This is a genomic window from Streptomyces sp. NPDC045998, assembly GCF_056430285.1.
The window spans coordinates 816603-841609 of the sequence record NZ_JBWKLJ010000002.1 but is presented as its reverse complement, the minus strand read 5'-3'; the positions used below and the strand labels follow the sequence as shown (position 1 = coordinate 841609).

Annotated in this window: 23 protein-coding genes; 10 read left to right on the top strand and 13 right to left on the bottom strand. The window is 72.2% G+C overall.

The window, feature by feature from the left end; all coding sequences use genetic code 11:
• Positions 1-421: 421 nt before the first annotated feature.
• Both AC07FJ_RS08745 and AC07FJ_RS08740 read right to left on the bottom strand, forming a co-directional pair.
• Positions 422-772 (bottom strand): DUF3592 domain-containing protein, encoded by a 351-nt coding sequence (locus tag AC07FJ_RS08745; protein ID WP_479046773.1) that lies wholly within the window; start codon positions 770-772, stop codon positions 422-424.
• Between the two features lie 4 nt (positions 773-776).
• Positions 777-2795 (bottom strand): hypothetical protein, encoded by a 2019-nt coding sequence (locus AC07FJ_RS08740; RefSeq protein ID WP_479046771.1) that lies wholly within the window; start codon positions 2793-2795, stop codon positions 777-779.
• Between the two features lie 373 nt (positions 2796-3168).
• Between AC07FJ_RS08740 and AC07FJ_RS08735 the strand changes: the two genes are divergently transcribed.
• The 3 genes from AC07FJ_RS08735 (at position 3169) to AC07FJ_RS08725 (ending at position 7319) form a co-directional block, all read left to right on the top strand.
• The gene (locus AC07FJ_RS08735) at positions 3169-4773 is read left to right on the top strand and encodes a TROVE domain-containing protein (protein ID WP_479046770.1); all 1605 of its coding nucleotides are present in this window, start codon (positions 3169-3171) and stop codon (positions 4771-4773) included.
• 144 nt (positions 4774-4917) lie between these two features.
• On the top strand, positions 4918-6156 hold the full coding sequence (locus AC07FJ_RS08730) for an MFS transporter (RefSeq protein ID WP_479046769.1): 1239 nt from the start codon (positions 4918-4920) through the stop codon (positions 6154-6156).
• A 77-nt stretch (positions 6157-6233) separates the two neighbouring features.
• Positions 6234-7319 (top strand): DUF4185 domain-containing protein, encoded by a 1086-nt coding sequence (locus AC07FJ_RS08725; protein ID WP_479046767.1) that lies wholly within the window; start codon positions 6234-6236, stop codon positions 7317-7319.
• Here the strand turns inward: AC07FJ_RS08725 and AC07FJ_RS08720 are convergent.
• The 4 genes from AC07FJ_RS08720 to AC07FJ_RS08705 form a co-directional block, all read right to left on the bottom strand.
• Positions 7252-9615: a beta-xylosidase/alpha-l-arabinosidase gene (locus tag AC07FJ_RS08720; protein ID WP_479046957.1), complete on the bottom strand. Its 2364-nt coding sequence runs from the start codon at positions 9613-9615 to the stop codon at positions 7252-7254. The two genes, AC07FJ_RS08725 and AC07FJ_RS08720, sit on opposite strands and share 68 nt — an antisense overlap.
• Before the next feature lie 143 nt (positions 9616-9758).
• Positions 9759-10577, bottom strand: a complete 819-nt coding sequence (locus AC07FJ_RS08715; protein WP_479046764.1) for a carbohydrate ABC transporter permease — start codon at positions 10575-10577, stop codon at positions 9759-9761.
• Positions 10577-11470 (bottom strand): carbohydrate ABC transporter permease, encoded by an 894-nt coding sequence (locus AC07FJ_RS08710; protein WP_479046762.1) that lies wholly within the window; start codon positions 11468-11470, stop codon positions 10577-10579. Before AC07FJ_RS08710 ends, AC07FJ_RS08715 begins: the two co-directional genes overlap by 1 nt.
• Positions 11471-11482: 12 nt before the next feature.
• Positions 11483-12787 (bottom strand): ABC transporter substrate-binding protein, encoded by a 1305-nt coding sequence (locus AC07FJ_RS08705; protein WP_479046760.1) that lies wholly within the window; start codon positions 12785-12787, stop codon positions 11483-11485.
• Between the two features lie 177 nt (positions 12788-12964).
• Here AC07FJ_RS08705 and AC07FJ_RS08700 point away from each other — a divergent pair, with 177 nt between their 5' ends.
• Together AC07FJ_RS08700 and AC07FJ_RS08695 are read left to right on the top strand one after the other, a co-directional pair.
• Positions 12965-13999: a LacI family DNA-binding transcriptional regulator gene (locus AC07FJ_RS08700; RefSeq protein ID WP_479046757.1), complete on the top strand. Its 1035-nt coding sequence runs from the start codon at positions 12965-12967 to the stop codon at positions 13997-13999.
• Between the two features lie 422 nt (positions 14000-14421).
• Positions 14422-15693, top strand: a complete 1272-nt coding sequence (locus AC07FJ_RS08695) for a glycoside hydrolase family 10 protein (protein ID WP_479046755.1) — start codon at positions 14422-14424, stop codon at positions 15691-15693.
• Positions 15694-15723: 30 nt separating this feature from the next.
• On the opposite strand, the gene AC07FJ_RS08690 is transcribed toward AC07FJ_RS08695, so the two are convergent.
• Positions 15724-16341, bottom strand: a complete 618-nt coding sequence (locus AC07FJ_RS08690; protein WP_479046754.1) for a flavodoxin family protein — start codon at positions 16339-16341, stop codon at positions 15724-15726.
• Between the two features lie 17 nt (positions 16342-16358).
• Positions 16359-16832: a hypothetical protein gene (locus AC07FJ_RS08685; RefSeq protein WP_479046751.1), complete on the bottom strand. Its 474-nt coding sequence runs from the start codon at positions 16830-16832 to the stop codon at positions 16359-16361.
• Positions 16833-16946: 114 nt separating this feature from the next.
• Between AC07FJ_RS08685 and AC07FJ_RS08680 the strand changes: the two genes are divergently transcribed.
• Both AC07FJ_RS08680 and AC07FJ_RS08675 read left to right on the top strand, forming a co-directional pair.
• The gene (locus AC07FJ_RS08680; protein WP_479046748.1) at positions 16947-17942 is read left to right on the top strand and encodes a zinc-binding dehydrogenase; all 996 of its coding nucleotides are present in this window, start codon (positions 16947-16949) and stop codon (positions 17940-17942) included.
• A 210-nt stretch (positions 17943-18152) separates the two neighbouring features.
• Positions 18153-18539, top strand: coding sequence for a rodlin (locus tag AC07FJ_RS08675; protein WP_479046745.1), 387 nt, complete (start codon positions 18153-18155; stop codon positions 18537-18539).
• A gap of 129 nt (positions 18540-18668) precedes the next feature.
• On the opposite strand, the gene AC07FJ_RS08670 is transcribed toward AC07FJ_RS08675, so the two are convergent.
• The 3 genes from AC07FJ_RS08670 to AC07FJ_RS08660 are packed head-to-tail and all read right to left on the bottom strand — an operon-like array spanning position 18669 to position 19647.
• Positions 18669-18881 carry a hypothetical protein gene (locus AC07FJ_RS08670; protein WP_479046743.1) on the bottom strand — a complete coding sequence of 71 codons (213 nt, stop codon included), beginning with the start codon at positions 18879-18881 and terminating at the stop codon, positions 18669-18671.
• Between the two features lie 29 nt (positions 18882-18910).
• Positions 18911-19405, bottom strand: coding sequence for a metallophosphoesterase family protein (locus tag AC07FJ_RS08665; RefSeq protein ID WP_479046955.1), 495 nt, complete (start codon positions 19403-19405; stop codon positions 18911-18913).
• A 14-nt stretch (positions 19406-19419) separates the two neighbouring features.
• Positions 19420-19647 (bottom strand): acyl-CoA carboxylase subunit epsilon, encoded by a 228-nt coding sequence (locus AC07FJ_RS08660; protein WP_479046741.1) that lies wholly within the window; start codon positions 19645-19647, stop codon positions 19420-19422.
• 319 nt (positions 19648-19966) lie between these two features.
• On the opposite strand from AC07FJ_RS08660, the gene AC07FJ_RS08655 reads away from it, so the two are divergent.
• The 3 genes from AC07FJ_RS08655 to AC07FJ_RS08645 are packed head-to-tail and all read left to right on the top strand — an operon-like array spanning position 19967 to position 22917.
• Positions 19967-21055, top strand: coding sequence for a type III polyketide synthase (locus AC07FJ_RS08655; RefSeq protein ID WP_479046740.1), 1089 nt, complete (start codon positions 19967-19969; stop codon positions 21053-21055).
• A 51-nt stretch (positions 21056-21106) separates the two neighbouring features.
• A complete protein-coding gene (locus AC07FJ_RS08650; RefSeq protein ID WP_479046738.1) occupies positions 21107-22357 on the top strand; it encodes a cytochrome P450 in 1251 nt (416 codons plus the stop codon).
• Positions 22354-22917, top strand: a complete 564-nt coding sequence (locus AC07FJ_RS08645) for a cupin domain-containing protein (protein WP_361427322.1) — start codon at positions 22354-22356, stop codon at positions 22915-22917. Before AC07FJ_RS08650 ends, AC07FJ_RS08645 begins: the two co-directional genes overlap by 4 nt.
• A 25-nt stretch (positions 22918-22942) precedes the next feature.
• Here AC07FJ_RS08645 and AC07FJ_RS08640 read toward each other — a convergent pair whose 3' ends face one another.
• A complete protein-coding gene (locus AC07FJ_RS08640; protein ID WP_479046736.1) occupies positions 22943-24235 on the bottom strand; it encodes an MFS transporter in 1293 nt (430 codons plus the stop codon).
• 195 nt (positions 24236-24430) lie between these two features.
• Positions 24431-24898 carry an SPW repeat protein gene (locus tag AC07FJ_RS08635; protein WP_468282487.1) on the bottom strand — a complete coding sequence of 156 codons (468 nt, stop codon included), beginning with the start codon at positions 24896-24898 and terminating at the stop codon, positions 24431-24433.
• Between the last annotated feature and the right edge of the window lie 109 nt (positions 24899-25007).

The following is a 25007-nucleotide window of genomic DNA, read 5'->3' as shown; positions in this document are numbered from 1 at the left end:
GCGCGGTCGATCTGATGGTCCAAGTCGCCATGTGAAAGCCTTCTATTTCGGTGGCGCAGCTCAAGAACCCGCGCAAACCGGCACGTAACGACGTGCCGCAGGCGGTGAAGGAAACCAAAAGGATGGCAAGATACCGGGCCCGCGTGGGGGCAGACCGGAAAAGGGCTGCTTAGCAGCCGTGTGCTACGCGACCCGGAACCCAGGCGGCCTGCTGGACGAGGCGATGCAGGTCGGAGAAGATGGACATCCGACTTCGCCTCCTTTCCAGCGCTCACGGGTCGGTGCGCTGAAATTACGTCCCCGCACGTCCATCGGTCAAGCTCCGGGGGGGACCTACGGACCTGACAGGCCGTCAGCGATGCGGCCGGTCCCCGCCTCCCGCTCTACCCCAGCAGTACCGGCAGGCCGACGGCGGCCGCGGCTACCGATACGGCGAGGAGCACCAGGGGCCCGACGATCCCCAGGTCCTCCCGGAACCTTCGGGGTTTGCGGGGTCGTAGACCACGCCGATCGTGGCCGGGGCGTGGTACTCGTGCACGCGACCGTGCGTCTCGCCCTCGACCTCGGTCCCGTCCGGGGCGGTGAAGCGGACGATCGGGTAGTGGTGCACGTCGCCGTCACCGTCCTCGTGCTCCCGCACACCGACGACGTCCGCCTCGACGCGTACACCTCGGCGCATCAGGCGGACGTCCCCGTGCATCCACGCGACCCCGCCCGCGCACCCGGCCACGCCGAGGACCAAGAGCAGCCATCCCGCGAGCAGGTCCCCCACGGCCTCATCGTAGGCCGTGGGCGAGCCGGTCCCCAGGGGCCGGAGAGTCCGCGAGATCTCCGCCGACCGCGGCGTCGTGTCCGGTGCTTCGGTACTCCGCGGTCAGCAGCTCCTCGATCGTGCCGAGTTCCGGGCTCCGCGGATCGCAGCCCGCCATTCGGTGGTACAGCCGATGCCAGGCGGCTTCGTCCGTGACCGGCAGGTGCGTACGGACCAGGGCCTTGAGCTGCGCCACCGCTTCGCCGATCTGCGGCGGGGCGTCCGGTCGGCATCGGGCGTCGCCGAGGTGGCGCAGGACGCACGGGCCCCGGCCCACCCGCCGCAGCAGGTCCTCGGGGGTGACGAGCCCCTGGGTGAGCAACTCCTCGAGGGGGCCCGTCTCCTTCTCCTGATCGCTGCTGTAGCCCAGTCCGGCCCACAGCGTGCTCCCGTCCGCGAGCCAGGTCGCGGCGTAGGAGCGGTGCCTGCGGTAGTCGCCGCGTATCGCGTCGATGTGGCGGGCCGCCACGTCGGGCGGTGTGCCGGGGCGGTTCACCATCTGTGGCCAGTACCGGAACGGCTCGCGGGCGTGCTCCGCCTCCAGATAATCCCAGTCGGGGTTCGCGAGGAGCTCCATCAGCCGGTCCGCGGCGCGCGCGCCGGCCCGCGGGCCGAGGCGGCGCAGGCGCGAGGCGAGCTTCGGCGTGGTCAGCTCCTTGTCCGCCCGGGCGCGGAGGGCCGCGAGCGGGTCGGCGGTGGCCAGCGCCTTCTCGCAGATGCGGGTGACCGCCGGGCCCACGAGTCCGGTGGCGAGCAGGGCCGACAACCGGGCCGGTCCCCCGTGCCGCAGCAGGTTGAGGCAGCCTGTCAGCTGCTCCGGCATCTTGAACGACTCCCGGTGCGTGCTGGCGAACGCCGCCTCGACGAGTTCCGGCTCGATGGCGTGGAGGCAGTCGGGGAGCGCGCCCCACGGGATGCGGTCGACGTACGGTGCGAGCGGCACCGCCGGGTCGGTGAGGGCCTGGCGGCGCTCCTCGGCGCAGACGTAGAAGTGATTGTCCAGGACGGCGAGGTGGATCTCCGGATCGCCCTGCTCCAGGAGCCGTAGCGCGGTGCCCCGGGTCAGGTCGATTCCGCGGGCGATCACCAGCAGGGCTTCACGGTCACGGCTGCGCAGGAGGTGCTCGAGGACTGCCCTGGGCGTGCCGTGGCGGAGGGCGACGACGTACTGCGCCAGCAACTTGCCCGCGCCGGGCGGCAGTTCGGGCATCAGGGCGTCCAGGACGTCGGCGTCGCACCGCAGCAGTACCTCGCCCGTCGGCCACCACCACTGGCCGTGGAACAGCCGGTCCTCGATCGCGCGGCCCGTGGGCGGGCGGTCGGGCAGCAGGCGGGCGGGGTCGACCGCCTCCGTGTCCTGGGACCGCTGTGCCAGGGCGGGCCAGCTGAGCCGGGTGTCGGGGCCTGCGCCGCCGGGCCGGCACAGGGCGTCGACGGTGGTGAGCAGCTTGAGCCAGGCGGCCGGCTCGGCTCCCAGAGTGGTCGTCAGGTACCTCCGCACCTCCCGCTCGAAGGCGCGGCGGGCCCGGCTGAGGTGGGACTCCATGGGGACCGGCATCGTCCAGCGCGCCGGGTACGCCTCGACGACGTCGCCCGCCGTGAGCGTCCCGGCCTCGTACGCCGTCGCCAGCCGGTGATCGAGGGCGGAGCGGCGGCCGGCGGCGAGCGGGAATTCCGCCACGTCACGCCGCAAGCGCTCGAGCGCCTCGCGCCCGTCGGCCGGAGGCGTCGGCTGGAGCACCTGCGCGTCCGCCGGCAGGTCGCAGCGGCGCCATGCCTCGGCCAGCCACTCGGGGCGGCCCACCGACCGGGGGTACCTGTTGCGAGGCGTACCCCCCAGACGGCGCACCACCTCGGCATCAGCGGGCAGCGGAGGGGCGACGCCCCCGTTCTCTTCGGCGGCCAGGCGACGCAGGAGGTCGATGGCGGCCACCGCCGCCCGGTGGACCTCCACGTACCGTGCGTCGTACGGACGGTTGCCCATGATGTGTCTCCCCCGATGGTTGTTCTCCGATCAAGAACAGTGGACCACGGAGGTCTGACAATGGGGTGGGACGGCGGGACCCGAGGGACAGGGCCAGGTGCTCCGAGCGCGCCGACTCCCAGGGCGCCCCCCACTGAATTCGGTGGCGTGAGGCTCGGCGGCCTGTGTAGGGTCGGCGTCGCGACCGCGCCTGACGATGCGCTCGGCTGCGGCTACTTCTTTCGACAACCAAGTGACGCCGCCGCCCCTTTGATCTCGCCAGGCGCGGGCGTCTTCGCCCCGGCGGTCTCGCGGCCGGGGCCGTACCATTCGTTGAATCCGGGGGGATTCGCTGCCTCGTTACACCCGACGCGTCTCGAAGATGTGGTCCGAGATGCTCGTGGCGCCGCATGTCGCGGCGGCCGCTCGCGCCATGCCCGCCCCGACACCGCGCCTCCCCAGGCTCGCCGCGCCGGAGTTCCGCACGTACCCGGGCGGTCCGGCCTTCGTCCGGGAGCCCCGCGAGGAGCTGTTCCTCCTCGCCGTGGGCAACTTCGTGTCCCAGGAGACCTTTTACGAAGGCGGCCGGGAGCGGGACGACCGGTACGTCCGGCTCGTCCGCCAACTCGCCGTCGAGGACCCGGTGTGGACCGCCGGTCTGCTGCGCTGGCTGCGCGGCGAGGGCAACATGCGTACCGCGTCCCTGGTGGGCGCCGCCGCGTACGTACGGGCCCGGCTCGAAGCCGGGGCCACCGAGGGTCCGTCCAACCGGTCAGTGATCGACTCGGTGCTCCAGCGCGCCGACGAGCCCGGCGAGTTGCTCGCCCACTGGTTCACGGCGTACGGGCGGAACGTGCCGCAGCCGGTGAAGCGGGGCGTCGCCGACGCCGTACGCCGGCTGTACACCTCGCGGTCCCTGCTCAAGTACGACACCGCGGGCAGGTGGTTCCGCTTCGGCGACGTGCTCAACCTGGTGCACGCCTCCCCGGACCCGGGCAAGCCCTGGCAGGGCGCGCTCTTCCGGTACGCCCTGGACCGCCGCCACCACCCGGAGCGAGCGGTGCCGCCGGCCTCCGACCACCTGCTGACCGCGCACCGGGTGCTGATGGAGATGCCGGTGGAGGAGCGCCGGGCGGTGGTGACCGGGCCGGGCGGCGCCGAGCGGCTGGCCGAGGCGGGCATGACGTGGGAGGCCCTGGCGGGCTGGCTCCACGGGCCGATGGACGCCGCCGCCTGGGAGGCCGTGATCCCCGCGATGGGCCCGATGGCGCTCCTGCGCAACCTGCGCAACTTCGACGAGGCGGGGGTCTCGGACGAGGTCGCGGCGCAGGTCGCCGCGCGGCTCTCGGACCCCGCCGAGGTCGCCCGGTCCCGGCAGTTCCCCTTCCGCTACCTCGCCGCCCACCAGCACGCGCCGTCACCGCGCTGGGCGGACGCGCTGGAACGGGCGCTGGGCCACTCGCTGGCCAACGTGCCGTCCCTGCCCGGCCGGACGCTGATCCTGGTGGACCGGTCCGACTCCATGTTCTGGGACACCGTCTCCGAGCGGTCCACGCTGACCCGGGCGGACGCGGCGGCCGTGTTCGGCACCGCGCTGGCGATGCGGGCCGAGCGGGCGGATCTGGTGGAGTTCGGCTGGGGCAGCGCGGCGGTGCCGTTCGAGCGCGGTGAGCCGGTGCTGGACGTGATGAAACGGTTCCGCAGTATGGGGGGCACCTACACCGCGAAGGCGTTGCGGAAGCACTACCGGGAGCACGACCGGGTCCTGATCGTCACCGACGAGCAGACCGCCGGCTACGACCCGGGCGGACCGGCCGAACCCGTCCCGGCGGACATCCCGGTCTACACGTGGAACCTGGCCGGCTACCGGCCCGCCCACGGACTCAGGGGCCCGCGCCGCCACACCTTCGGCGGCCTCACGGACGCCGCGTTCCGGATGGTGGGCCTCATCGAGGCGGGCCGCGAGGCCGCTTGGCCGTGGACCGCCGACCCGGCTTGACGCGGGCCTGGAGCGGGCCTGATCCGCGCTCGCGGGCGCGGGCGCCGGGGGCGTACCGCCGATCGGGCGAGAGCCGCCGGGCGGGCGTCCTCACCGCTCATGGCGTTCCGGGAAGGCCCGGTTCGCGTGCCTAGGGTGACCGGTATGACCGGTACGTCCTCTCGGATCGCGCGCAGCTCCCCCCGTAACCGGCGACGACGCCTCGGCTACCCGGCGGCCGCCGCCGTCTTCGCCATCGGCATGGCGGGGACGACCCTGCCCACGCCCCTCTACGGGCTGTACCGCAGGGAACTGGGCTTCTCCGAGCTGATGGTGACGGTCGTCTTCGCCGTCTACGCGGTGGGCGTGATCGCCACCCTCCTGCTCGCCGGCAATTACTCCGACCGGGCCGGGCGCCGCCCCGTCCTGCTGTACGCCCTGGGGCTCGCCGCGGCGAGCGCCGTGTGCTTCCTGCTCGAAGGCGGGTTGCCGCTGCTCTTCGCCGGCCGCCTGCTGTCCGGGTTCTCGGCCGGGCTGCTGAGCGGTGTCGGCACGGTGACCGTCATGGAGCTGGCCGCGGCGGGGCGGAAGTCCCGCGCCGGGTTCGCCGCGACGGCCGCGAACATGGGCGGCCTCGGCTGCGGCCCCCTGCTGGCCGGGCTGCTGGCCGAGTACGCCCCGCTGCCGCTCCGGCTGCCGTTCGCCGCCCATCTGGTGCTGGTGGCGGTCGCCTGCGTCCTCGTGCTGCTGCTGCCGGAGACGGTGGCCGATCCACACCTCCGGACGCGCCTGCGGCCCCAGGGACTGCACGTACCGCCCGAGACGCGCGGGGTGTTCGTGCCGTCGGCGCTCGCCGCGTTCGCGGGCTTCTCGCTCCTCGGTCTGTTCACGGCGGTCGCGCCGAGCTTCGTGGCGCAGACCCTGGGCGTGACCAACCTGGCCGTCGCGGGTCTGGTGGTGTTCACCGTGTTCCTCTCCTCGACCGTGGGACAGTCCCTGACGGGCCGGCTCACCCTGGCCACCGCCGCACCGCTCGGCTGCCTGGTGCTCGTGGTGGGGCTGCTCCTCGTCGGCGCGTCCCTGTGGGTGAAGGCCATGCCGCTGCTGGTGGCGGGCGCGGTCTGCGGCGGGTTCGGGCAGGGGCTCGCGTTCCGGGCGGCGGTGACCGCGGTCGGGAACGCCGCGCCCGCCGAGCGGCGGGCCGGCACGATCTCGTCGTTCTTCGTCGTGGCGTACGCCGGGATCTCGCTGCCCGTGGTGGGCGTGGGGGCGCTGACGATGTGGCGGGGGCTCGAGCAGGCCGGACTGATCTTCACCGCGTGCGTGACGGTGCTGGTCGCCGTCGTCGGACTGCACCTGGCGCGGCACCCGGCCGGGCCCCGCCGCGTGGACTCCACGCGGTGAGGCGGCGTCGTGAAGCGGCCGCGGCACAGCGTCGTACGGCGCGACGCCGGCGTACCGCGTGGGGTGTCTCCCTCGCCGTGTGTCTCGCGCTACTGCCGGTGGCGGCGTGGGCGTCGGCACGGACGGCCCGCCCGGCCGACCGGGCGCGGGACCACGAGGCGCCTTCGGCCCCGGCGCCCCGGGCGGAGGTCGTGGCCCTGGTGGCGGGTCAGGGGGACGGGGACGTCAACCGGACCCGCGACCGGTTCGCCGTGCACGCCACCGACCTGGGCGTGCTGTGGCGGGACAGCCGCGGCCGGGTGGCGGTCGCCTTCGGCGACACCTACGGAGAGGGCTGGGGAGGCAAGGGCGCCGGGCCCGCCACCGCGGACTGGCGCTTCAACACGCTGGCGCACTCCACCGACGGCCGGCTGGACGACGGCATGTACCTCGACTCCATGGTGACCGACCGGCCCGGACACGCGGCCCCATTCCTGCCCGGTGACCCCGCCGTCGGCGAGGTCACCGTCATCCCCACGGCCGGTGTCAGCGCGCTGGGCCGGGACTACGTGCACTACATGTCCGTACGGTCCTGGGGGCCGCCCGGCAGGTGGGTGACGCACCACGCGGGCATGGCATGGTCCGACGACGGCGGCCGTACCTGGACCAGACCCTCCACGGCGCGGTGGGACAACGCGGGCGGCACCAGCGCCTTCCAGATGGGGGCGCTGGTCCCGTCGGGCGAGCACGTCTACCTCTTCGGCACCCCCAACGGCCGGTTCGACGACGCCCATCTGGCCAGGACCACGGCGGCGGGCCTGCTGGAGCCGGCGGCGTACGAGTACTGGACCGCCGCCGGCTGGCGGGTGGGCGCGCAGGCCGACGCCGTACCGGTCATGCGGGGTCCCGTGGGTGAGCTGTCGGTGCAGTACAACACGCATCTGGGCCAGTGGCTGGCGCTCCACCTGGACGAGTCCCGTGCCGCGATCGTGGCGCGCACCGCCCCGCAGCCGACGGGGCCCTGGAGCGAGGGGCGGGTGGTCGTCGACGGCCGGGACCACCCGGGCCTCTACGGCGGGTTCCTCCACCCGGCGACCACCGGGGCGGAGGTGTACTTCACGATGTCCCGCTGGGATCCCTATCACGTGCTGCTGATGCGCCTGCCCGTGGACGGGCTCGCCTGACGGGACCGATGTGCGCGTGGAGCCGCCGCGTGTGGTCCACGTACCGGGCGGCCCCGGTGAGGCGGACCCTCGCCACCAGGCGGGGGTCGGAGCTGGAGGCGGCCAGGCGCAGCTCCAGCTCGCCCGGCTCGACGACGCGCCGTCCGTCGCGGCCGGTGAAGGAGGCCAGGTCGGCCGGGACCGTCACCTCGAGCCGGCGCGACTCCCCCGGGCGCAGCGGTACGCGCGCGTACCCGATGAGGCGCTGCACCGGCTGGACGACCGATGCGACCGGGTCGTGCAGATACAGCTGGACGACCTCGGTGCCCTCGCGCTCGCCCGTGTTGCGGACCGTGAAGGCGAGCGCGAACTCACCGTCCGTCCCGGTCTCCTCGTTCACGACCGTGAGGCCGCTCCAGGAGAAGGCGGTGTACGACAGGCCGTGGCCGAAGGCGAAGGCGGCGGTCGGGTCGATGCTGGACACCTCGGTGGCCTGGGCCAGGCGGGCGGCGAGGTAGGTGGAGGGCTGGGCGCCGGGTGTGCGGGGGACGCTGACGGGCAGTCGGCCCGACGGGTTGGTCCGGCCGCTGAGCACGCCCGCCAGCGCTGTCGCACCGGCCGCGCCGGGGAAGAAGGTCTGCACGATCGCGGCCGATTCCGCCACGGCGCGGCCCAGCGCGTACGGCCGTCCGGCCAGCAGCGTGGTGATGACCGGCGTACCGGTGTCGAGGAGGGCGTTGAGGAGGGCCTGCTGTACGCCGGGCAGGGCGAGCGAGTCGGCGTCGCAGCCCTCGCCGCTGGTGCCGCGGCCGAAGAGCCCGGCGCGGTCGCCGAGCGCCGCGACGACGACGTCGGCGTCCCGGGCGAGGCGTACGGCCTCGGCGATGCCGGAGGTGTCGTCGCCGTCGACGTCCGCGCCGCGGGCGGTGACGATCCGTGCGGCGGGGAACTCGCGCTCCAACGCCTCGCGCAGGGTGGGCAGCTCGAGCCCGGCCGGGGTGCCGGGGTGCTGCGTACCGACGTGGACGGGGAAGGAGTAGCAGCCGAGGACGGCCGTCGGCTCGTCGGCGTTGGGGCCCACGAGGGCGATGGTGCGCGGCCGGGACGGGGACGGGGTCAGCGGCGACGGGGACGGGGTCAGCGGCAGGGTGCCGTCGTTGGCGAGGAGGACGATCGCCTGGTCGGCGATCCGTGCCGCCAGCTCCCGGTTGGCGGGCGAGTCGAGGTCGACCGTGCCGCGCAGTGCGGCCGGGTCGTCGAGGTCGGCGCCCTCCAGCGCGGGTGGGACGGGGCTCCAGTCGGCGTCGAGCAGCCCGAGTTGCGCCTTCTGGGTGAGCACTCGGCGCACGGCCCGGTCGATCAGCTCCTCGGGCACCCGTCCGGTGGTGACGGCGTCGCGGAGGGGTGCGCCGAAGGTCTTCACGGTGGGCAGTTCGACGTCGACACCGGCGCGCAGGGCGGTGGCCGCCGCGTCGGCCCAGCCGCCGGCGACCCCGTGGAGGGTCTTGAGGAAGGCGATGCCGAAGTAGTCGGCGACGACGGTGCCGCCGAAGCCCCAGGTGTCGCGCAGCAGCCCGGTGAGCAGCGCTTCGTCGGCCGCGGAGGGGACGCCGTCGGTGTCGGTGTAGGCGTGCATGACCGAGCGCGCCCCGCTCTCCCGTACGGCCATCTCGAACGGTGGGAGGACGACGTCGGCGCGCTCGCGCGGGCCCATGGCGACGGGCGCGAGGTTGCGTCCGGCGCGCGAGGCGGAGTAGCCGGCGAAGTGCTTGAGGGTGGCGACGATCCCGGCGGACTCCAGGCCCTGGACGTACGCGGTGGCGAGGGTGCCGACGAGGTACGGGTCCTCGCCGATGGTCTCCTCGACGCGGCCCCAGCGGGCGTCCCGTACGACGTCGAGGACGGGGGCGAGGCCTTGGTGAACGCCGACGGAGCGCATGTCGGCGCCGATGGCCGCGGCCATGCGCCGGATCAGGCCCGGGTCGAAGGTGGCCCCCCAGGACAGGGGGACGGGGTAGGCGGTGGCCTTCCAGGCGGCGAATCCGGCGAGGCACTCCTCGTGGGCGAGGGCGGGGATGCCGAAGCGGTTCGCGGAGGCGATGCGCTGCTGGGTGCGCATCAGGGAGAGGGCGCCGAGGGCGGGGTCGACGGGGGCGGTCCCGAAGGGGCGGGTGAGCTGTCCGAGACCGGCGGGCAGGAGGGCGTCGAGGTCGGCGGGCTCCTCCATGTCGTGCTGGTGGGGGGCGACTTCGCCGCCCTGGTCCGAGGCCCCGACCCATATCCCGTAGAGCTGGGCGGTCTTCTCCTCGAGGGTCATCGCGGAGATGAGGGCGGAGACGCGGGTGTCGATGTCCTGGGCCGGGCCGGACGGGGCGCGGGTGTCGATGTCCTGGGCCGGGACGGACGGGGCGGGGGCCGCGGACGGTGGCTGGGCTTCGGCCGTGTCGGCCGGGTTGGTGGTCACTTTCCTCCCACACCCATCAGGCCCTGGACCAGGGCACGACGGGCGAACAGGTAGACGAGCAGGACGGGCAGCATGGACAGGACCACGGCGGCCAGCAGTCCGGGGATGTCGACGCCGTGCTCGGTCTGGAAGTCGTACAGACCGAGCGTGATCAGCTTGGTGGAGTCGGACTGGGTCAGGACGAGCGGGAACAGGAAGCCGTTCCACGCCTGGAGGGCGGAGAACACCACGATCGTGGACAGGCCGCCCTTGGAGAGGGGCAGCACGAGCCGGAAGAACATCCGGCGGGGCGAGGCGCCGTCCACGGCCATGGCCTCGTACAGCTCGGGCGGGATGTCCCGCATGGCACCGCTCAGGACGAGCGCGGAGACCGGCAGGCAGAACGCCGCGGTGGGCAGGACGACGCCGATGAGGTTGTCGTACAGACCGGCCTGGCTGATGAGGTAGAACATCGGGACGATCACGGCCTGGGCCGGGATGGCCAGGCCGAGCAGGAAGAGCCGGAAGGCGCCGGAGGTGATCCGGCCGCCGCCGCGCACGATCGCGTACGCCAGCGGCGGCACGAGCAGCAGCACCAGGCCGACCACGGCGGCGGTGACGAGGAGCGTGTTGAGGAAGTACTGCCCGAAGCCGCCGGTGAGGGCGCTGCGGTAGTTGTCGAGGGTGAGGGCCTCGGGGAGGGCCAGGGGGCCGTTGCGGGCGTAGTCGGAGCGGGTGCGGACCGTGGCCGTGAGCATCACGTACAGCGGGAGTCCGACGAGCGCGAGCCACAGCAGGGAGCCGACGCCCGCGAGGTAATGGGGTCGTGGCTTCATCAGAGGCCCTCCGTGGAGCTGCGCATCCTGTCGTAGCCGGAAGCCCGCACCACGACCAGCGAGACGACGGTCGCCGCGGCGACGAGGACCAGGGCGACGGCCGATCCGGCGCCGAAGTCGAAGCCCTTGAACGCCTTTTGGTACATGTAGTAGGCGCTGATGGTGGTGTCGGTGCCGGGGCCACCCTGGGTCAGGATGAGGACGGTCTCGAAGGTGGTGAGCCCGCCGACGACCATGAGGACCACCGAGGTGATCATCGCGTTGCGCAGCTGGGGCAGGGTGATGTGGAAGAACCGGCGGTAGCGCCCTGCGCCGTCGATGAGCGCGGCCTGGTAGAGGACGGGCGGGATGGCCCGGGCGGCGCCCTGGTAGATCAGCGTGTGGAACGGCGTGAACTGCCAGGTGGAGACGAACGCCAGGACGCCGATGGCGGTGGCCTGCCCTCCGAAGAGGTTGCCGTCGCCGAAGAGCCAGGTGGCCCGGGAGTGCACGCCGAAGTTCGGGTCGAGCACCGCGCGCCACAGCACCGAGACGGCGGTGGTGGAGAGCAGCAGCGGGACGAAGTAGATGGCCGACAGTACCCCGCGGTTGCGCTGGTGTCCCGCGGCCCAGACACCGAGCAGGATGCTCAGCGGGGTCTGGACCGCCACGCCGAGCGCGGTGAGCAGGAGGCTGAGCCAGATGCTCTCGATCATGACGGGGTCGCGGAAGACCCTGGTCCAGTTCGCCGTGCCGGCGAACTCGGGTGGTCCGAGGCCGTTCCAGGTCGTGAAGGACAGGACGGCGACCATGAGGAGCGGGACGAGCGCGAAGAGGGCGAAGAACACGGTGGCGGGGAGCGCCCAGCCGAAGCCGGGGCGGCCCATCCGGGTCGTCTGGGGCCGTGGGGTCATGTCGGTTCGGGGTCAGACCGTCGGGAGGGCCTGCATGGCCTTGATGAAGCCGTCCGCGTCGGTCCGGCCGTTGAGGAAGCTCTGCACGGCCTGGTGGATGGGCGTGATGGCGGCCGGCGGGTAGGCCTGGTCCCAGGACAGCTGGAACGAGGGTGCCTTTTTGACCAGGTCGAACTGGTAGCGGGAGTACGCCGGGTTGGCGGCGGTGCCGAGGAACTTCTCCGTGTTGGTCGTGGTGGGCAGGTTGCCGACGGCGAGCTGCTCCTTGACGAAGGTGTCGGAGTACATCAGCTTCAGGAACTCCGCTATGGCCTCGGGGTGCTTGGTCTTCTTCAGCACCGAGTAGAAGTTGTTGGTGTTGCCGACGAGGTTGGCCTGGTCGCCCTTGCCGCCCGGGACGGCGGGGAAGGCGGTGTAGCCGAGGTGCTTCTCGGCGAACTTCTCGTCGGCGTCCTGGTGGGTCGCGTACGCCCACGAGCCCATCAGCTCGAAGCCCGCCTTGCCGCTCGCCAGGAGGGCGGGGGAGCCTCCGTCGGTGAACTTCACCGAGTCGACGTTGGAGCCGAAGGCGCCGGCCTCGACGAGCTCCTGGAGCATGCGCAGGGCCCTCCTGCTGTCGGCGCTCTCCCAGACGCTCTTGTCGCCGTCCAGCGCCTTCTGGAAGAGCTCGGGGCCCGCGACGCGGTCGTAGAGGTACTCGAACCACATGAGGGTCGGCCACTTGTCGCCGCCGCCAAGCGCGATGGGCGTGACGCCCCGCTCCTTCAGGGTCTTCACCGCGGCGAGCAGCTCGTCCCAGGTGCGGGGCGGCGCGATGCCTGCGTCGGCCAGCACCTGCTTGTTGTGGAACAGCAGGACCGGCTGCGTGCCGCGCATGGGGATGCCGTACGGCGTGCCGTCGACGACGGCGGTGTTGAAGACGGACGGCAGGAACCGGGACAGCAGCTGCGGGTCGTTCTTGGTGAACTCGTCCAGGGGCAGCAGCAGGTCTGCCTTGACGTACGGTGCGATGCTGCCGCCGCCCCAGTTGAAGAAGACGTCCGGGGCCTGCGGAGTGCTGATGACGGTCTGCAGCTTCTGCTGGTAGTCGGCGCCCGGGATGGTGTCCAGGACGGCCTTGACCTTCGACGTCTTGTTGAACTCGTCGACCAGCCGCTTCTCGACCTTGTTGGTGGCGTCTCCGTAGACCAGGACGTGGAACTCGCCCTCGCCGGACGAGGCCTCGCCGGCGCCGCCCCCGCAGGCCGCGAGGCTCAGGGCCATGGCCAGGGTCACGCCGGCCGCGAGCATACGGGGGGAGCGCGCACGTGTCTTCATCGCCTAGCCTCTCGAAAGTTTCCGGCGTATGAGCGAAAGTCGCTGCGAGCCTGGACAGTAGGTCAACCTCCCGCAGCCGTCAACGGGGTACGAGCGGACGACTGGACGGACGACCGGGACGACCGGGCGGCCGGGCGGCCGGACCACGGCCGTCGGGAGGTGCCCTATCCTTCGGGCATGCGTGATGACGACGGTGCGGACGGCCGGGTGACCCTGGCGGAGGTGGCCGAGCAGGCCGGTGTCTCCCTCTCGACGGTTTCGAAAGTCCTCAACGGCCGATCGGACGTCTCCCTCGCGACCCGCACCAAGGTCGAGCGGCTCCTGGTCACCCACGGCTACCGGCGCCGCGCGCAGGGCACGCCCCACGCACCGCTGATCGAGCTGGTCTTCCACGAGCTGGAGAGCGTCTGGGCGATGGAGCTCATCCGCGGGGTCGAGAACGTCGCGAAGCAGCACAACGCCGGAGTCGTCCTCACGGAGAGCGGCACCCGCCACTCCCCCGGGCCCGACTGGGTCGAGGGGGTCCTGCGGCGCCGCCCGCTCGGCGTCGTGCTCGTCTTCTCGACCCTGCCCGACGCCGTCAAGAAGCAGCTCAGGTCCCGTGCCATCCCGTTCGTCATCATCGATCCGGCCGGCGATCCCGAGCCGGACGTGCCCTCCGTCGGCTCCGCCAACTGGTCGGGCGGCATGGCCGCGACCCGCCACCTCATCGACCAGGGGCACGAGCGCATCGCCATCATCACCGGGCCCGAGGACATGATGTGCTCGCTCGCGCGGCTCGACGGCTTCCGCTCCGCCATGACGGTGGCCGGCCTGGCGGTGGACCCGCGCCACGTGCGGTTCGGCGACTTCCACGTCCAAGGCGGCTTCTCGCACGCCATGGAGTTGCTCGACGGGCCGGACCGGCCCACCGCGATCTTCGCCGGCAGCGATCTCCAGGCGCTGGGGGTGCTGGAGGCGGCACGCCTGAAGGGCCTGAGCGTCCCGGGGGACCTGTCGGTCGTCGGGTACGACGACGTCCCGCTCGCCCAGTGGTCGAGCCCGGCCCTGACGACGGTCCATCAGCCGCTGCGGCAGATGGCCGAGGAGGCGGCCCAGATGCTGCTGCGTCCGCGCGATCCCGGGAAGGCCGCGCTGCGCATGGAGCTGGCCACGAAGCTGGTGGTGCGCAAGAGCACCGCGCCGCCGTTCCCGCGAGGGACCTCGGCCTGAGGCGAGGCACTCTCGTCCCGGCGGTTGACCGCCCGGAGCGGCGGCCGTATGGTCTGGCCAACCTTCGGAAGAAGTTCCGAAAGTTTCGAAGCGGTCATCCTGACAGGACTGACAGGAACACTGCTTCGAAACAGGGAGTGCATGCCGACGCACGCGCCATTCGGCGGGGCGCCCTGCCCGGCATGTCTGTCGACGAACGGCAGCCGACCCATCAGCCGTCCGGACGCTCCTCAGGTCGTCCGGCACCGCCAGAAGAGGACCACGACATGGTCATGCGTACCTCCGTGAGCCCCGAACCCGCCTCGACCCCCTTATCCGCACCCGTATCCGTATCCGCGCCGGCGCCCGCACGCCCGGGCCGGCGCTTCCGGGCGCGTCGCTTACTCACCGCCGGTACGGCCTTCCTGCTCGCCGCGGCAGGCGTGACCGCCCTGTCCGGCACGGCCGAGGCCGCGAGCACCCTCGCGTCGGCGGCGTCCGCCAAGGGCCGCTACTTCGGGACCGCCGTGTCGGCGCAGTACCTGGGAGAAGCGCCGTACGTCTCCACGCTCAACACCGAGTTCAACTCGGTCACGCCCGAGAACGAGATGAAGTGGGACGCCCTGGAGGGCACCCGCAACTCGTTCACGTTCACCTCGGCCGACCGGATCGTCAACCACGCCCTGGGCAGGGGCATGACGGTCCGCGGCCACACCCTGGTGTGGCACTCGCAGCTGCCCGGCTGGGTCGGCGGTCTGGGCACCGCCGACCTGCGGTCGGCGATGAACAACCACATCACCCGCGTCATGCAGCACTACAAGGGCAAGGTCGTCGCCTGGGACGTGGTCAACGAGGCGTTCCAGGACGGCAGCAGCGGCGCCCGGCGGAGCTCGCCCTTCCAGGACAAGCTCGGCAACGGGTACATCGAGGAGGCGTTCCGCACCGCCCGTGCCGCCGACCCCGGCGCCAAGCTCTGCTACAACGACTACAACACCGACGGCGTCAACGCGAAGAGCAACGCGGTCTACGCCATGGTCAGGGACTTCAAGGCGCGTGGCGTACCGATCGACTGCGTGGGCTTCCAGTCGCACTTCAACAGCGCGTCGCCGGTGCCCGCCGACTACCAGGCCAACCTCCAGCGCTTCGCAGACCTCGGCGTCGACGTCCAGATCACGGAGCTCGACATCGAGGGTTCGGGTACCGCCCAGGCCACGAGTTACGGCACCGTCGTCAAGGCGTGCCTGGCCGTCTCGCGCTGCACCGGCATCACCGTCTGGGGCGTCACCGACAAGTACTCCTGGCGCAGCAGCGGCACGCCGCTGCTCTTCGACGGCAACTACGCCAAGAAGCCCGCGTACCACGCCGTGCTGGCCGCGCTCGGAGGCAGCGGCGGAGGCGGCGGGGGCGGCGCCACCTGCTCCGTGTCGTACACCAGGACGGCGCAGTGGAACGGCGGCTTCAACGGTCAGGTGACCGTGACCGCGGGCGCCGCGCCGATCACCGGCTGGACCACCACGGTCACGGTGACGCCGCCGCAGAAGGTGTCCGCGACCTGGAACGGCTCACCCACCTGGGACGGCAGCGGCAACGTCATGACGATGAGGCCGAACGGCAACGGCAGCCTGGCGGCCGGAGCCTCGACCAGCTTCGGCTTCACCGTCATGACCAACGGCAACACCTCGGCCCCGGTCCTCGGCGGGTGCACCGCCTCCTGACGCACCGTCACCCACCGCTCCAGCGTGAGGCTACCGCTCCCCGGCCTCCTCCTCGTAGGGGAACCGGGCGAGCGGGGCCTCACGCTGGAAGAAGGTCTTGGCGCGTATCAGCGCCCGCTCGTCGTTCCGCACCTGTCCGGGCCGGGAACCGTTGCCGAACAGCACCCCTCCGAACCGCATCCCCATGTACGCGGCCGAGTTGTGGAGGCTGGTCACCAGGCCGTCGGCGACGACCTCCTCCCGGTGCGCCATGACCGTCACTCCCCACAGGGTCCGGCCGGCCATCCGCTCCTTGAAGTCCGAGCCGGGCGCCACCAGCCAGCCCGACCAGTAGTCCAGGTACCGCTTGGTGTGCGCGGAGAGGGTGTACCAGTACAGGGGCGAGGCGATGACGATGTCGGTGGCCTCCAGCGTGGCCTGCCGCAGCATCTCCTCGGTCTCTCCGGTCGACCAGCCGGCGGTCTCGTGCCGTCCGTCCTGGAAGTCGGGCAACGGCAGTCGGGACAGGTCCACCCAGCGCTGGGGCGTGCCGTGCGGCAGTTGCTCGGCGGCGGCTCTCGCGAGGATCTCGGTGTTGCCGTCCGGGCGGGAGCTGCCGAGGACGAAGAGGAACGAGCGGTCCGTGTCGTGCGTCGTGTCGGTGGTCATGCTGTCTTACAACCGCGTCACTCCGCGGGTATTCCGGCGGCGGACCGGTGCGGCGGCTCCGTCCCCCACGGGACGACCACGACCTGTACGTCGTCCTCGTAGACGATCCGTCCCGGGGACGACGACTCCACGCGCTCGCAGGCCACTCCGTGGGCCGCCAGGAGGTCCAGGTAACCGGTCACCCGGTCGATGAGGTGTACGGCCGTGGTCTTGAACCACGCGACGGCACCGGGGTTCACGTCCTGGTCGTAGACGCCGGGGTCGGTGGCGGACGGGTCGGGGTAGGCGGCGTCGTACCAGTCGTTGCCCGCCCGCCAGAACCGGTACTCCTCCTCGGAGAGCCTGCCGTCCCTGGCGAGCCCGTTGGCCAGCGCGAACACGCCCGGGTAGTGGCCCCGTTGGCTGCGGATCGTTCCCTGGAACCTCACGTACGACGCCTTCCCGCCCTCTCCCACCGGTCCGCCTCCGTCCGTTCCGCCCGTCTCCGCCATCCGTCGCTACCGCGATCGTGACAGCTTAGGTTGACGGCATGTGCGCCCGTAGCCTGATCCCCGTACGGGCGGCAGATCAACAGCCGCCCCGGACAAGGCTTCTGAGGAGGCGTCATGCGTACGACCGTCAACGCGACCATGAGGGCCGTCGTGCTGGACGGGCCCGGGCCGGTCGAGAACCTGCGGCTGTGCCGGCTGCCCGTCCCCGAGCCCGGCCCCGGGTGGGTGCGCATCAAGGTCGAGGCGTTCGGGCTCAACCGCTCCGAGCTGCACACCCGTCTCGGGCTGGCGGAGGGCGTCACCTTCCCGCGCGTACCGGGTATCGAGGCCACCGGCACCGTCGATGCCGACCCGGACGGCGTGCTGGAGCCCGGGCAGCGGGTCGCCGCCATGATGGGCGGCATGGGCCGCACCTTCGACGGCGGCTACGCCGAGTACACCGTGGTGCCGCGCTCCCAGGTGATCCCGTTCGCCTCGGACCTCCCCTGGAAGACCCTCGGCGCCGTCCCCGAGACCCTCCAGACCGCCTACGGCTCCCTCACGGTGGGCCTGGACCTGAAGCCCGGCCAGACGCTGCTGATCCGCGGTGGAACCTCGGCCCTGGGCCTGGCCGCGACGGCCCTGGCGAAGGACATGGGCGCCACCGTCCTGGCCACGACCCGCGATGCCGGGCGCACCGCGGCCCTCACCGCCCACGGTGTCGATCACGCCCTGGTGGACGACGGCACGGTCGCCGACCGGGTACGCGCGCTCGTCCCCGCCGGTGTGGACGCCGCCCTCGAACTGGTCGGCACCCCCACCCTCCCGGACACGCTGGCGGCCACCCGCGTCCACGGCACGGTGTGCTTCACCGGGATGCTGTCCAACCAGTGGACCGTGCGCGACTTCTATCCGATCGCCTACCTGCCCACAGGGGTGCGGCTGACCGCCTACTCCGGCGACGCCGCCGACCTGCCCGCCGCCGTCCTGCAGGGCTACCTCGACCGCATCGCCACCGGCGGGATCGGGCTCGGGCCCGTCCACGCCTACTCCCTCGACGAGATACCCACCGCCCACCGGGACCTGGAGGAGGGCCGCAAGGTGGGAAAGCTCGTCGGCCTCACCGCGTGACGCGGTCGTCCGCCGCCACCCGCACACCGGAGCGGTGATCTCGTACGACGCGGGGCGGCCCGGCACGGCGCAGTACGCGTGTGGAGTGTCCCGATGTATGGCAAAGGAGTGAAGTGGGCGCGGCGGCTCGCCGGGCCGCGGCACCGGAGGGGTTGTGCTGTTACGCAAGCAGACCCGGTCGTCGGGTCTGTCGACTCCGAAGGACGGAACATGATCAAGAAGGTTCTGGCGAGCGCCGGCATCGCCGCGGTACTGCTGGGCGCGTCGGCTCCGATGGCCGTCGGCGTGGGGGACGGCAGCGTCGACACGCAGAACGGCAACCACTCGCAGCAGGTGTACGGCAACACCGTCACCGGCGGCCACCAGAGCGGCCAGTTCGGGCTCGTGCAGGGGTCCCTCAACAAGCTCTGCGCCGGTGTGCCGGTCCAGAACCTCCAGAACATCCTGCTGCTCAACATCGGTGTTCAGGACGTCCTGACCGACTCGCAGAACCAGCAGTGCACCGAGAATTCCACGGCCGTGAAGGGTGACAGCGCCCTGTCGCACATCCTCGAGAACGTGGCCTCCGAGAACGGGTCGGCGGCCACCGGGAACTAGCCCGGCCCCGCACGCGGACGACGCCGCGTAGCACTCCGCACGCGATCGGCTCGCGGGCCGTAGAAACCGGACCGCCGGGATGGCACCAGTGCCGCCCCGGCGGTCCGCCGCTGTGCGGCCGCAGGGGGCCTACCTCTCGCGGTCCTTCTCGCGGTCCTTCTCACGGTCCTTCTCGCGGCGCACCGACTCCTGGGCCGTGGGGCTCGGGGTCAGGGTGTCGGCCGCCTCGCCGTTCTTCCCCCTGCGGTCCCGCTTCTCCTCGTCGATGTCGAGTTCGGCCTCCTCGAACTCGTGCAGGACCTCTTCCGTCGCCGTCTCGGGCGTGTGCTTCCGCTCGTTCATGGTCTCCGTGTTCCTCGGCTCGCGCCGGACTAACCCAGGCGGTGCAGCTCGGCCTCGGTGAGGCGGCCGCCGGTCACCAGGGCCGTCATGTACGTGCGGTACGGCTGGCGGCGCCGGTCCGTCGGGGAGCCCGGGTTGAGCAGCCGCAGGCCGCCCGGGGCCGTGGTGTCCCACGGGATGTGGCTGTGTCCGAAGACGAGGACGTCGAGGCCGGGGAACCGCTCCTCGCAGCGCCGTTCACGGCCCTGGGCCGGGCCGGTGTCGTGGACGACGGCGAAGCGCAGGCCGCCGAGGTCGGCGCGGGCCACCTCGGGAAGGCGGGCGGCGAGCTCGGGGCCGTCGTTGTTGCCGTACACGGCGATCAGGCGCCGGGCGCGGCTCTCGAGCAGGTCCAGTGTGGCGGCGTCCACCCAGTCCCCCGCGTGCAGCACCACATCGGCCCGGTCGACGGCGTCGAGCAGCTCGGCGGGCAGCTGCCGGGCGCGTTTGGGCACGTGGGTGTCGGAGGTGAGCAGCAGCCGCAGGGCGTCGCCGTCGCTCATCGCCGGTGGTGGTGGACGGCCGCGCCCAACCGGGCGCGCCACGATCCGGGCGAGGGGTGCGCCCGCCAGCCGCGGTCCCACTCGGCCCTGCGCGGGGCGGCCGAGGGTCCGGCTGCCGTGTGGTCGGTGGCGTACCGGGAGGCGAGTGCGGTCAGCACGGCGGTGAGGGCCGCGAGCTCGGTGGCGGTCGGGCGGCCGTGGACGATGCGGAGGTGGTGCGGCATTCACTCATGCTGCGCCGACGCCCTCGGCCGGGGCATGCCGTGCTCGGCCGCACGGGTGAGACGTGGGCACGCCACGCCGTCGCTGTTGTTGCGCGCGCCGCGCACGCCACTTCTCCGTGCCGTGCGCCACGGCCGCCGGTGCAGCGGGGCCTGACGTCGTGATGCGGCCCATGAGCGGGTCCGCCGGGCGGAAAACGGCCGCCGGGCATCCCGGGCCGCGGTGGCGGTTCACCGGCCCCTGGGAGGGCCGCGCTCACCGGATCGGCTCAACGGGGCCGGAATTCCTCGACGCGCGCCCTCGCCGCGGGTCCGTGATCCTTTGAGCAAACGCGACGAAAGGGCTTACGTCATGGCCACGTTGTGCAGACCCGCGGTGGCGGTCCCCGAGCATGTGATCACCATGCAGCAGACGCTCGATCTGGCGCGCTCCATCCACGCGGACCACCCGCAGCTGGCGCTGGCGCTGCGACTGATGGAGAACACCGGCGTACGTAAACGGCATCTCCTGCGACCGATCGAGGAGACGCTCAAGCACCCCGGCTTCGAGGCCCGCAACGCCGTGTACGAGGCGGAGTCCAAGGCCCGTGTGCCCGCCGTCATCCGCCAGGCCCTGGAAGATGCCGAGCTGCGTGCCCAGGACATCGACGTGATCATCTACGTCTCCTGCACCGGCTTCATGATGCCGTCCCTGACGGCCTGGCTCATCAACACCATGGGCTTCCGATCCGACACCCGTCAGGTGCCCATCGCACAGCTGGGCTGTGCGGCCGGCGGCGCGGCGATCAACCGCGCCCACGACTTCTGCACCGCCTACCCCGAGGCCAACGCCCTCATCGTGGCCTGCGAGTTCTGCTCGCTGTGCTACCAGCCCACCGACCTGGAGGTCGGCAACCTGCTGTCCAACGGGCTCTTCGGCGACGGCCTCGCCGCGGCGGTGATGCGCGGGCGCGGCGGTACCGGGATCTCGCTGGAGCGCAACGGCTCATACCTGGTGCCGCAGACGGAGGAGTGGATCGCGTACGACATCAAGGACACCGGGTTCCACTTCAAGCTGGACAAGCGGGTGCCGGGCACCATGGAGCCACTGGCTCCGGCGCTCAAGGAGCTGGCGGGGCAGCACGGTTGGGACGCGTCCGACCTGGACTTCTACATCATCCACGCGGGCGGGCCACGCATCCTGGACGACCTCAGCAAGTTCCTGGGCGTGGAACCGGAGGCGTTCCGCTTCAGCCGGGCGACGCTGACCGAGTACGGCAACATCGCCAGCGCCGTCGTCCTGGACGCGCTGCGCCGGCTGTTCGACGAGGGCAGCGCGGAGCATGAGGCGCGCGGCCTGCTGGCCGGGTTCGGCCCCGGCATCACGGCCGAGATGTCGCTCGGCCGCTGGACCATCTCCGATCAACGCTGACCGGGCCCCGGACACCGTTCCCGACCGCGTCTTCAACAGAGGATTCGCACCGTGCTGGATGAGACGACCACGGCCACCACGGCCGAAACGGCTGACACGGCCGACACGGCCACGCTGCCGCCCGTACGCCCCTGGCCCGCGCTCGACCTGTTCGGGGTCGACTTCGACCCGGTGCTCGCCGAGCTGATGCGGGAGGGGCCGGTCACCCGGATCAAGCTGCCCAACGGCGACGGCTGGGCCTGGCTGGTGACGCGCTACGACGACGTGCGGATGGTGACCAACGATCCGCGCTTCAGTCGCAAGCTGGTGGCCCAGCACAACGTCACCCGGCTCGCCCCGCACTTCATCCCCGTCGACGGGGCGGTCGGCTTCGAGGACCCGCCCGACCACACCCGGCTGCGCCGGGCGGTGGCGCCGGCGTTCACCACGCGCGGTGTGGAGCGGGTCCGGGAACGGGCCCGGGAGAGCCTCGACGAGCTCGTCGAGGAGGTGCTGCGGGACGGGCCGCCGGCGGACTTCACCGAGCGGCTGCTGGAACCGTTCCCGCTGGCCGTGGTCTGCGAGCTGATGGGCGTGCCCCAGGCCGACCGGCCGCAGATGCACGAGTGGACGTCGCTGATCCTGTCCTCGGCCAAGGGTGCCCAGCGCAGCCAGCGGGCCAAGGACGAGATGTGCGCGTACTTCGCGGAGGTGCTGCGCGAGCGGGGTGCGGGCGGCGGCGAGGACGTCATCGGCCTGCTGGGGGCGGCGGTCGAGGCGGGCGAGATCACCGCCTCGGAGGCGGTGGGGCTGGCGCTGCTGATCCAGATCGGCGGGGAGGCGGTCACCAACAACGTCGGCAACATGGTCTTCATCCTGCTCACGCACCCCGAGCACCTCGCCCGGCTGCGCGCCGAGCCGGGGATCCGCCCGCGCGCCATCGACGAGCTGCTGCGCTACATCCCGCACCGCAGCGCCGTCGGCCTGTCCCGGATCGCGCTGGAGGACGTGACGGTCGCCGGCGTACGCATCCGGGCGGGTGAGCCGGTCTACGTGTCGTACCTGGCGGCCAACCGGGACCCGGACGTGTTCGCCGACCCGGAGACGATCGACTTCGACCGGAGCCCCAACCCCCATGTGGCGTTCGGGTACGGGCCGCACTACTGCGTCGGCGCCATGCTGGCGCGGCTGGAGTCGGAGCTGCTCGTCGACGCCTTGGCGGATCGTTTCCCCGGACTCCGGTTCGCGGTCCCGGTGGAGCGGCTCCGGTTCCGCCGAGGCGCGCTGATCCGTGGGCCCGAGTCCCTCCCGGTGACCTGGTGACGGCGCACCACGGGACGCCGGCGGCCCTGCTCGCCGGCGCGCCCGACGGGCTGCTGGTGCCGACGGGGCACGGCCGGACGCTGCGTACGCCCGCCCAGCAGGTGACGTTCAAGGTGACGGGCGAGCACTCGCGGGCGGCGTCCAGCTTCGAGGTGGTGGTGCCGCCGGGCTTCGACGTGGGGGCCCACCTCCACACACGGAGCGAGGAGCTCTTCTACGTACTGGAGGGAGAGCTGGACGTCCTGGCGTTCGAGCCGCGCGTACGCACACCGGACGACTGGCGGCACTGGGAGTCGGCGTCCGGGAAGCGGACGGTGCGGGCCACACCGGGCACGGTCATCGTCGTGCCGCCGGGCTGTCCGCACGCGTTCGCCAACCGCACGGACACCCCGGCCAAGATGTTCTTCCAGGCGTCGCCGCCGCCGGACCACGAACGCTACTTCGAGGAGCTGCTGGAGATCCTGGACCAGGGCGGCCCGCCGGACCACGACGCGATCGCGGCGCTGCGGGCGCGGTACGACATCGAGCAGCTGACGCCGTTGCGGCACGACGCGACGTAGGAGTCGGGTCCGGAGCAGGCGGGGTTCATCGTTCCAGCTCCTTGTGGGCGCTCTCCGGCAGCCGCAGGTAGACGAGTGCGGACAGCAGGCAGAGGGCGGAGACGTACCAGGGGAACAGCCCGGGGCGGTCGAGGTCCTTGAAGAGGGTGCCCACATAGGGGGCCGTCCCGCCGAAGAGCGCGACGGTGAGGGAGTACGGGAAGCCGATGCCGGCCGCCCGCACCCGGGCCGGGAAGATCTCGGCGTTGACGGCCGCCGAGATCGACGTGAAGCCGGTCAGGAGCACCATGCCCGCGCACTGGACCAGCAGGAGCGTGCCGAAGCCGCTGATGGAGCGCAGGAGCGGCACGCTGAGGACCGCGAAGCCGACGCCGAAAAAGAGCAGCAGCGGTTTGCGGCCGTACCGGTCGGACAGCAGGCCGCCGAGCGGCTGCAGCAGCGCGAAGAAGCCGAGGGCGAGGGTGCCCGCGAGGAGCGCGTCGGCCTTGGCGACACCGGCGTTGAGCTCGGCGTACGTGGGGAGGTACGAGGTCCACGTGTAGTACGCGATGGTGCCGCCGGCCGTGATGCCGCAGATCAGCAGGGACGCGCGCGGGTGGTGGCGCAGGGCGTCGAACAGGCCGGGGCGGGGGCGGCCGCCCTCGCCGTCGGCGGGGGTGAGCGTCTCGTGCGCGCCGCGCCGGATCCAGAACCCGACCAGGCTGAGGGCCGCGCCGAGGAGGAAGGGGACGCGCCAGCCCCAGCTCTCCATCGCGCCGGCGCTGAGGGTGCCGACCAGGACGGCCGCGATGCCGGAGGCGGCGAGCTGGCCGGCGGTCGTCGAGACGTACTGGAAGCTGGAGAACAGTCCGCGGCGGCCCGGGCCGGCCGACTCGACGAGGAAGGTGGTGGAGGCGGCGAACTCGCCGCCCACCGACAGTCCCTGGAGGAGCCGAGCGGCGACGAGGATCACGGGGGCGGTGAGGCCGGCCGTCGCGTACGTCGGGGTGAGCCCGACGAGCAGGCTGCTGCCGCCCATGAGCAGGATGGTGACGGTCAGGGCGGCCCGTCTGCCGTGCCGGTCGGCGACGGCGCCCATGAGGAGGCCGCCGACGGGGCGCATGAAGAAGCCCACGGCGAAGACGGCGAAGGTGGCGAGGAGGGGGACGAGGGAGGTCTCGGCCCCTTTGGGGAATATCTGGCCGGCGATGTACGTGGCCAGGAAGGTGTAGGCGTACCAGTCGTACCACTCGACGGCGTTGCCGACGGAGGCCGCGAGGAGTTGCCGGGCGGGGCGGTGGCCGGGGCCCTGGCGGGCCGGGGCGGAAGTCGATGTCATGATCACGGCCCTCCCCGCGCCGGGGTCGTCGCACACCTGTCCCGTGTTACGTGTTCGTGTGGTCGGTGCGCGGGGCCGGTTGCCGGGTTCCCGGCACGCGGCGGCCCCGGCGCCGTGGGTGGCGTCGGGGCCGTACGGGGGGCGCGTCGGTGCGCGTCACCTCATGTTGAGCGTGTCAGCTCCTCGTTCCGTTCCTCACTCCATGGTCGGGCCGGGGCCTCCGCGGACGCGGGCGCGTCCGGAGCGGGCTTCGCTCTTGGCGGCTGCGGCCATGGCCGCGCCGAGCAGCAGAGCCACGACGCCGACGATGATGTTGTTGACCACACTGCGGGTCGTGTCGACGTTGCCGGCGACGACCCACGGGGAGACGATCGTCCATGCGCCGATGGCGCAGGCGCACCAGGCCATGGCGTGGGTCCGCTCGTACGCCGAGGTGAACCCGCCCATGCACAGCACGTAGGCGATACCGGTGATCAAGTTGGTCACGGCGAGAGCGGTGAGGCCGCTGAACCCGGCGATCCAGGGCGAGGCGGCCAGGTAGACACCCGTGAGGAGGCCGAGCGTCTCGACCGCCTGGCTACGGGGGTTGCTGGTCGCGCGCTCGAAGCGGGAGCGCATCTCGGCCAGATCGGGGTGTTGCTCGATGCTCGGATGAGTGGTCATTGCGGGCCCTGCCTCCTGTGGAAGACTTTATCTGCCCTTTAACCCCATAAAACTCCTTTCGGACCTTTTGGTCAACAGGCGGAGATCCCCCTCTCCGCGACCCGCGTCA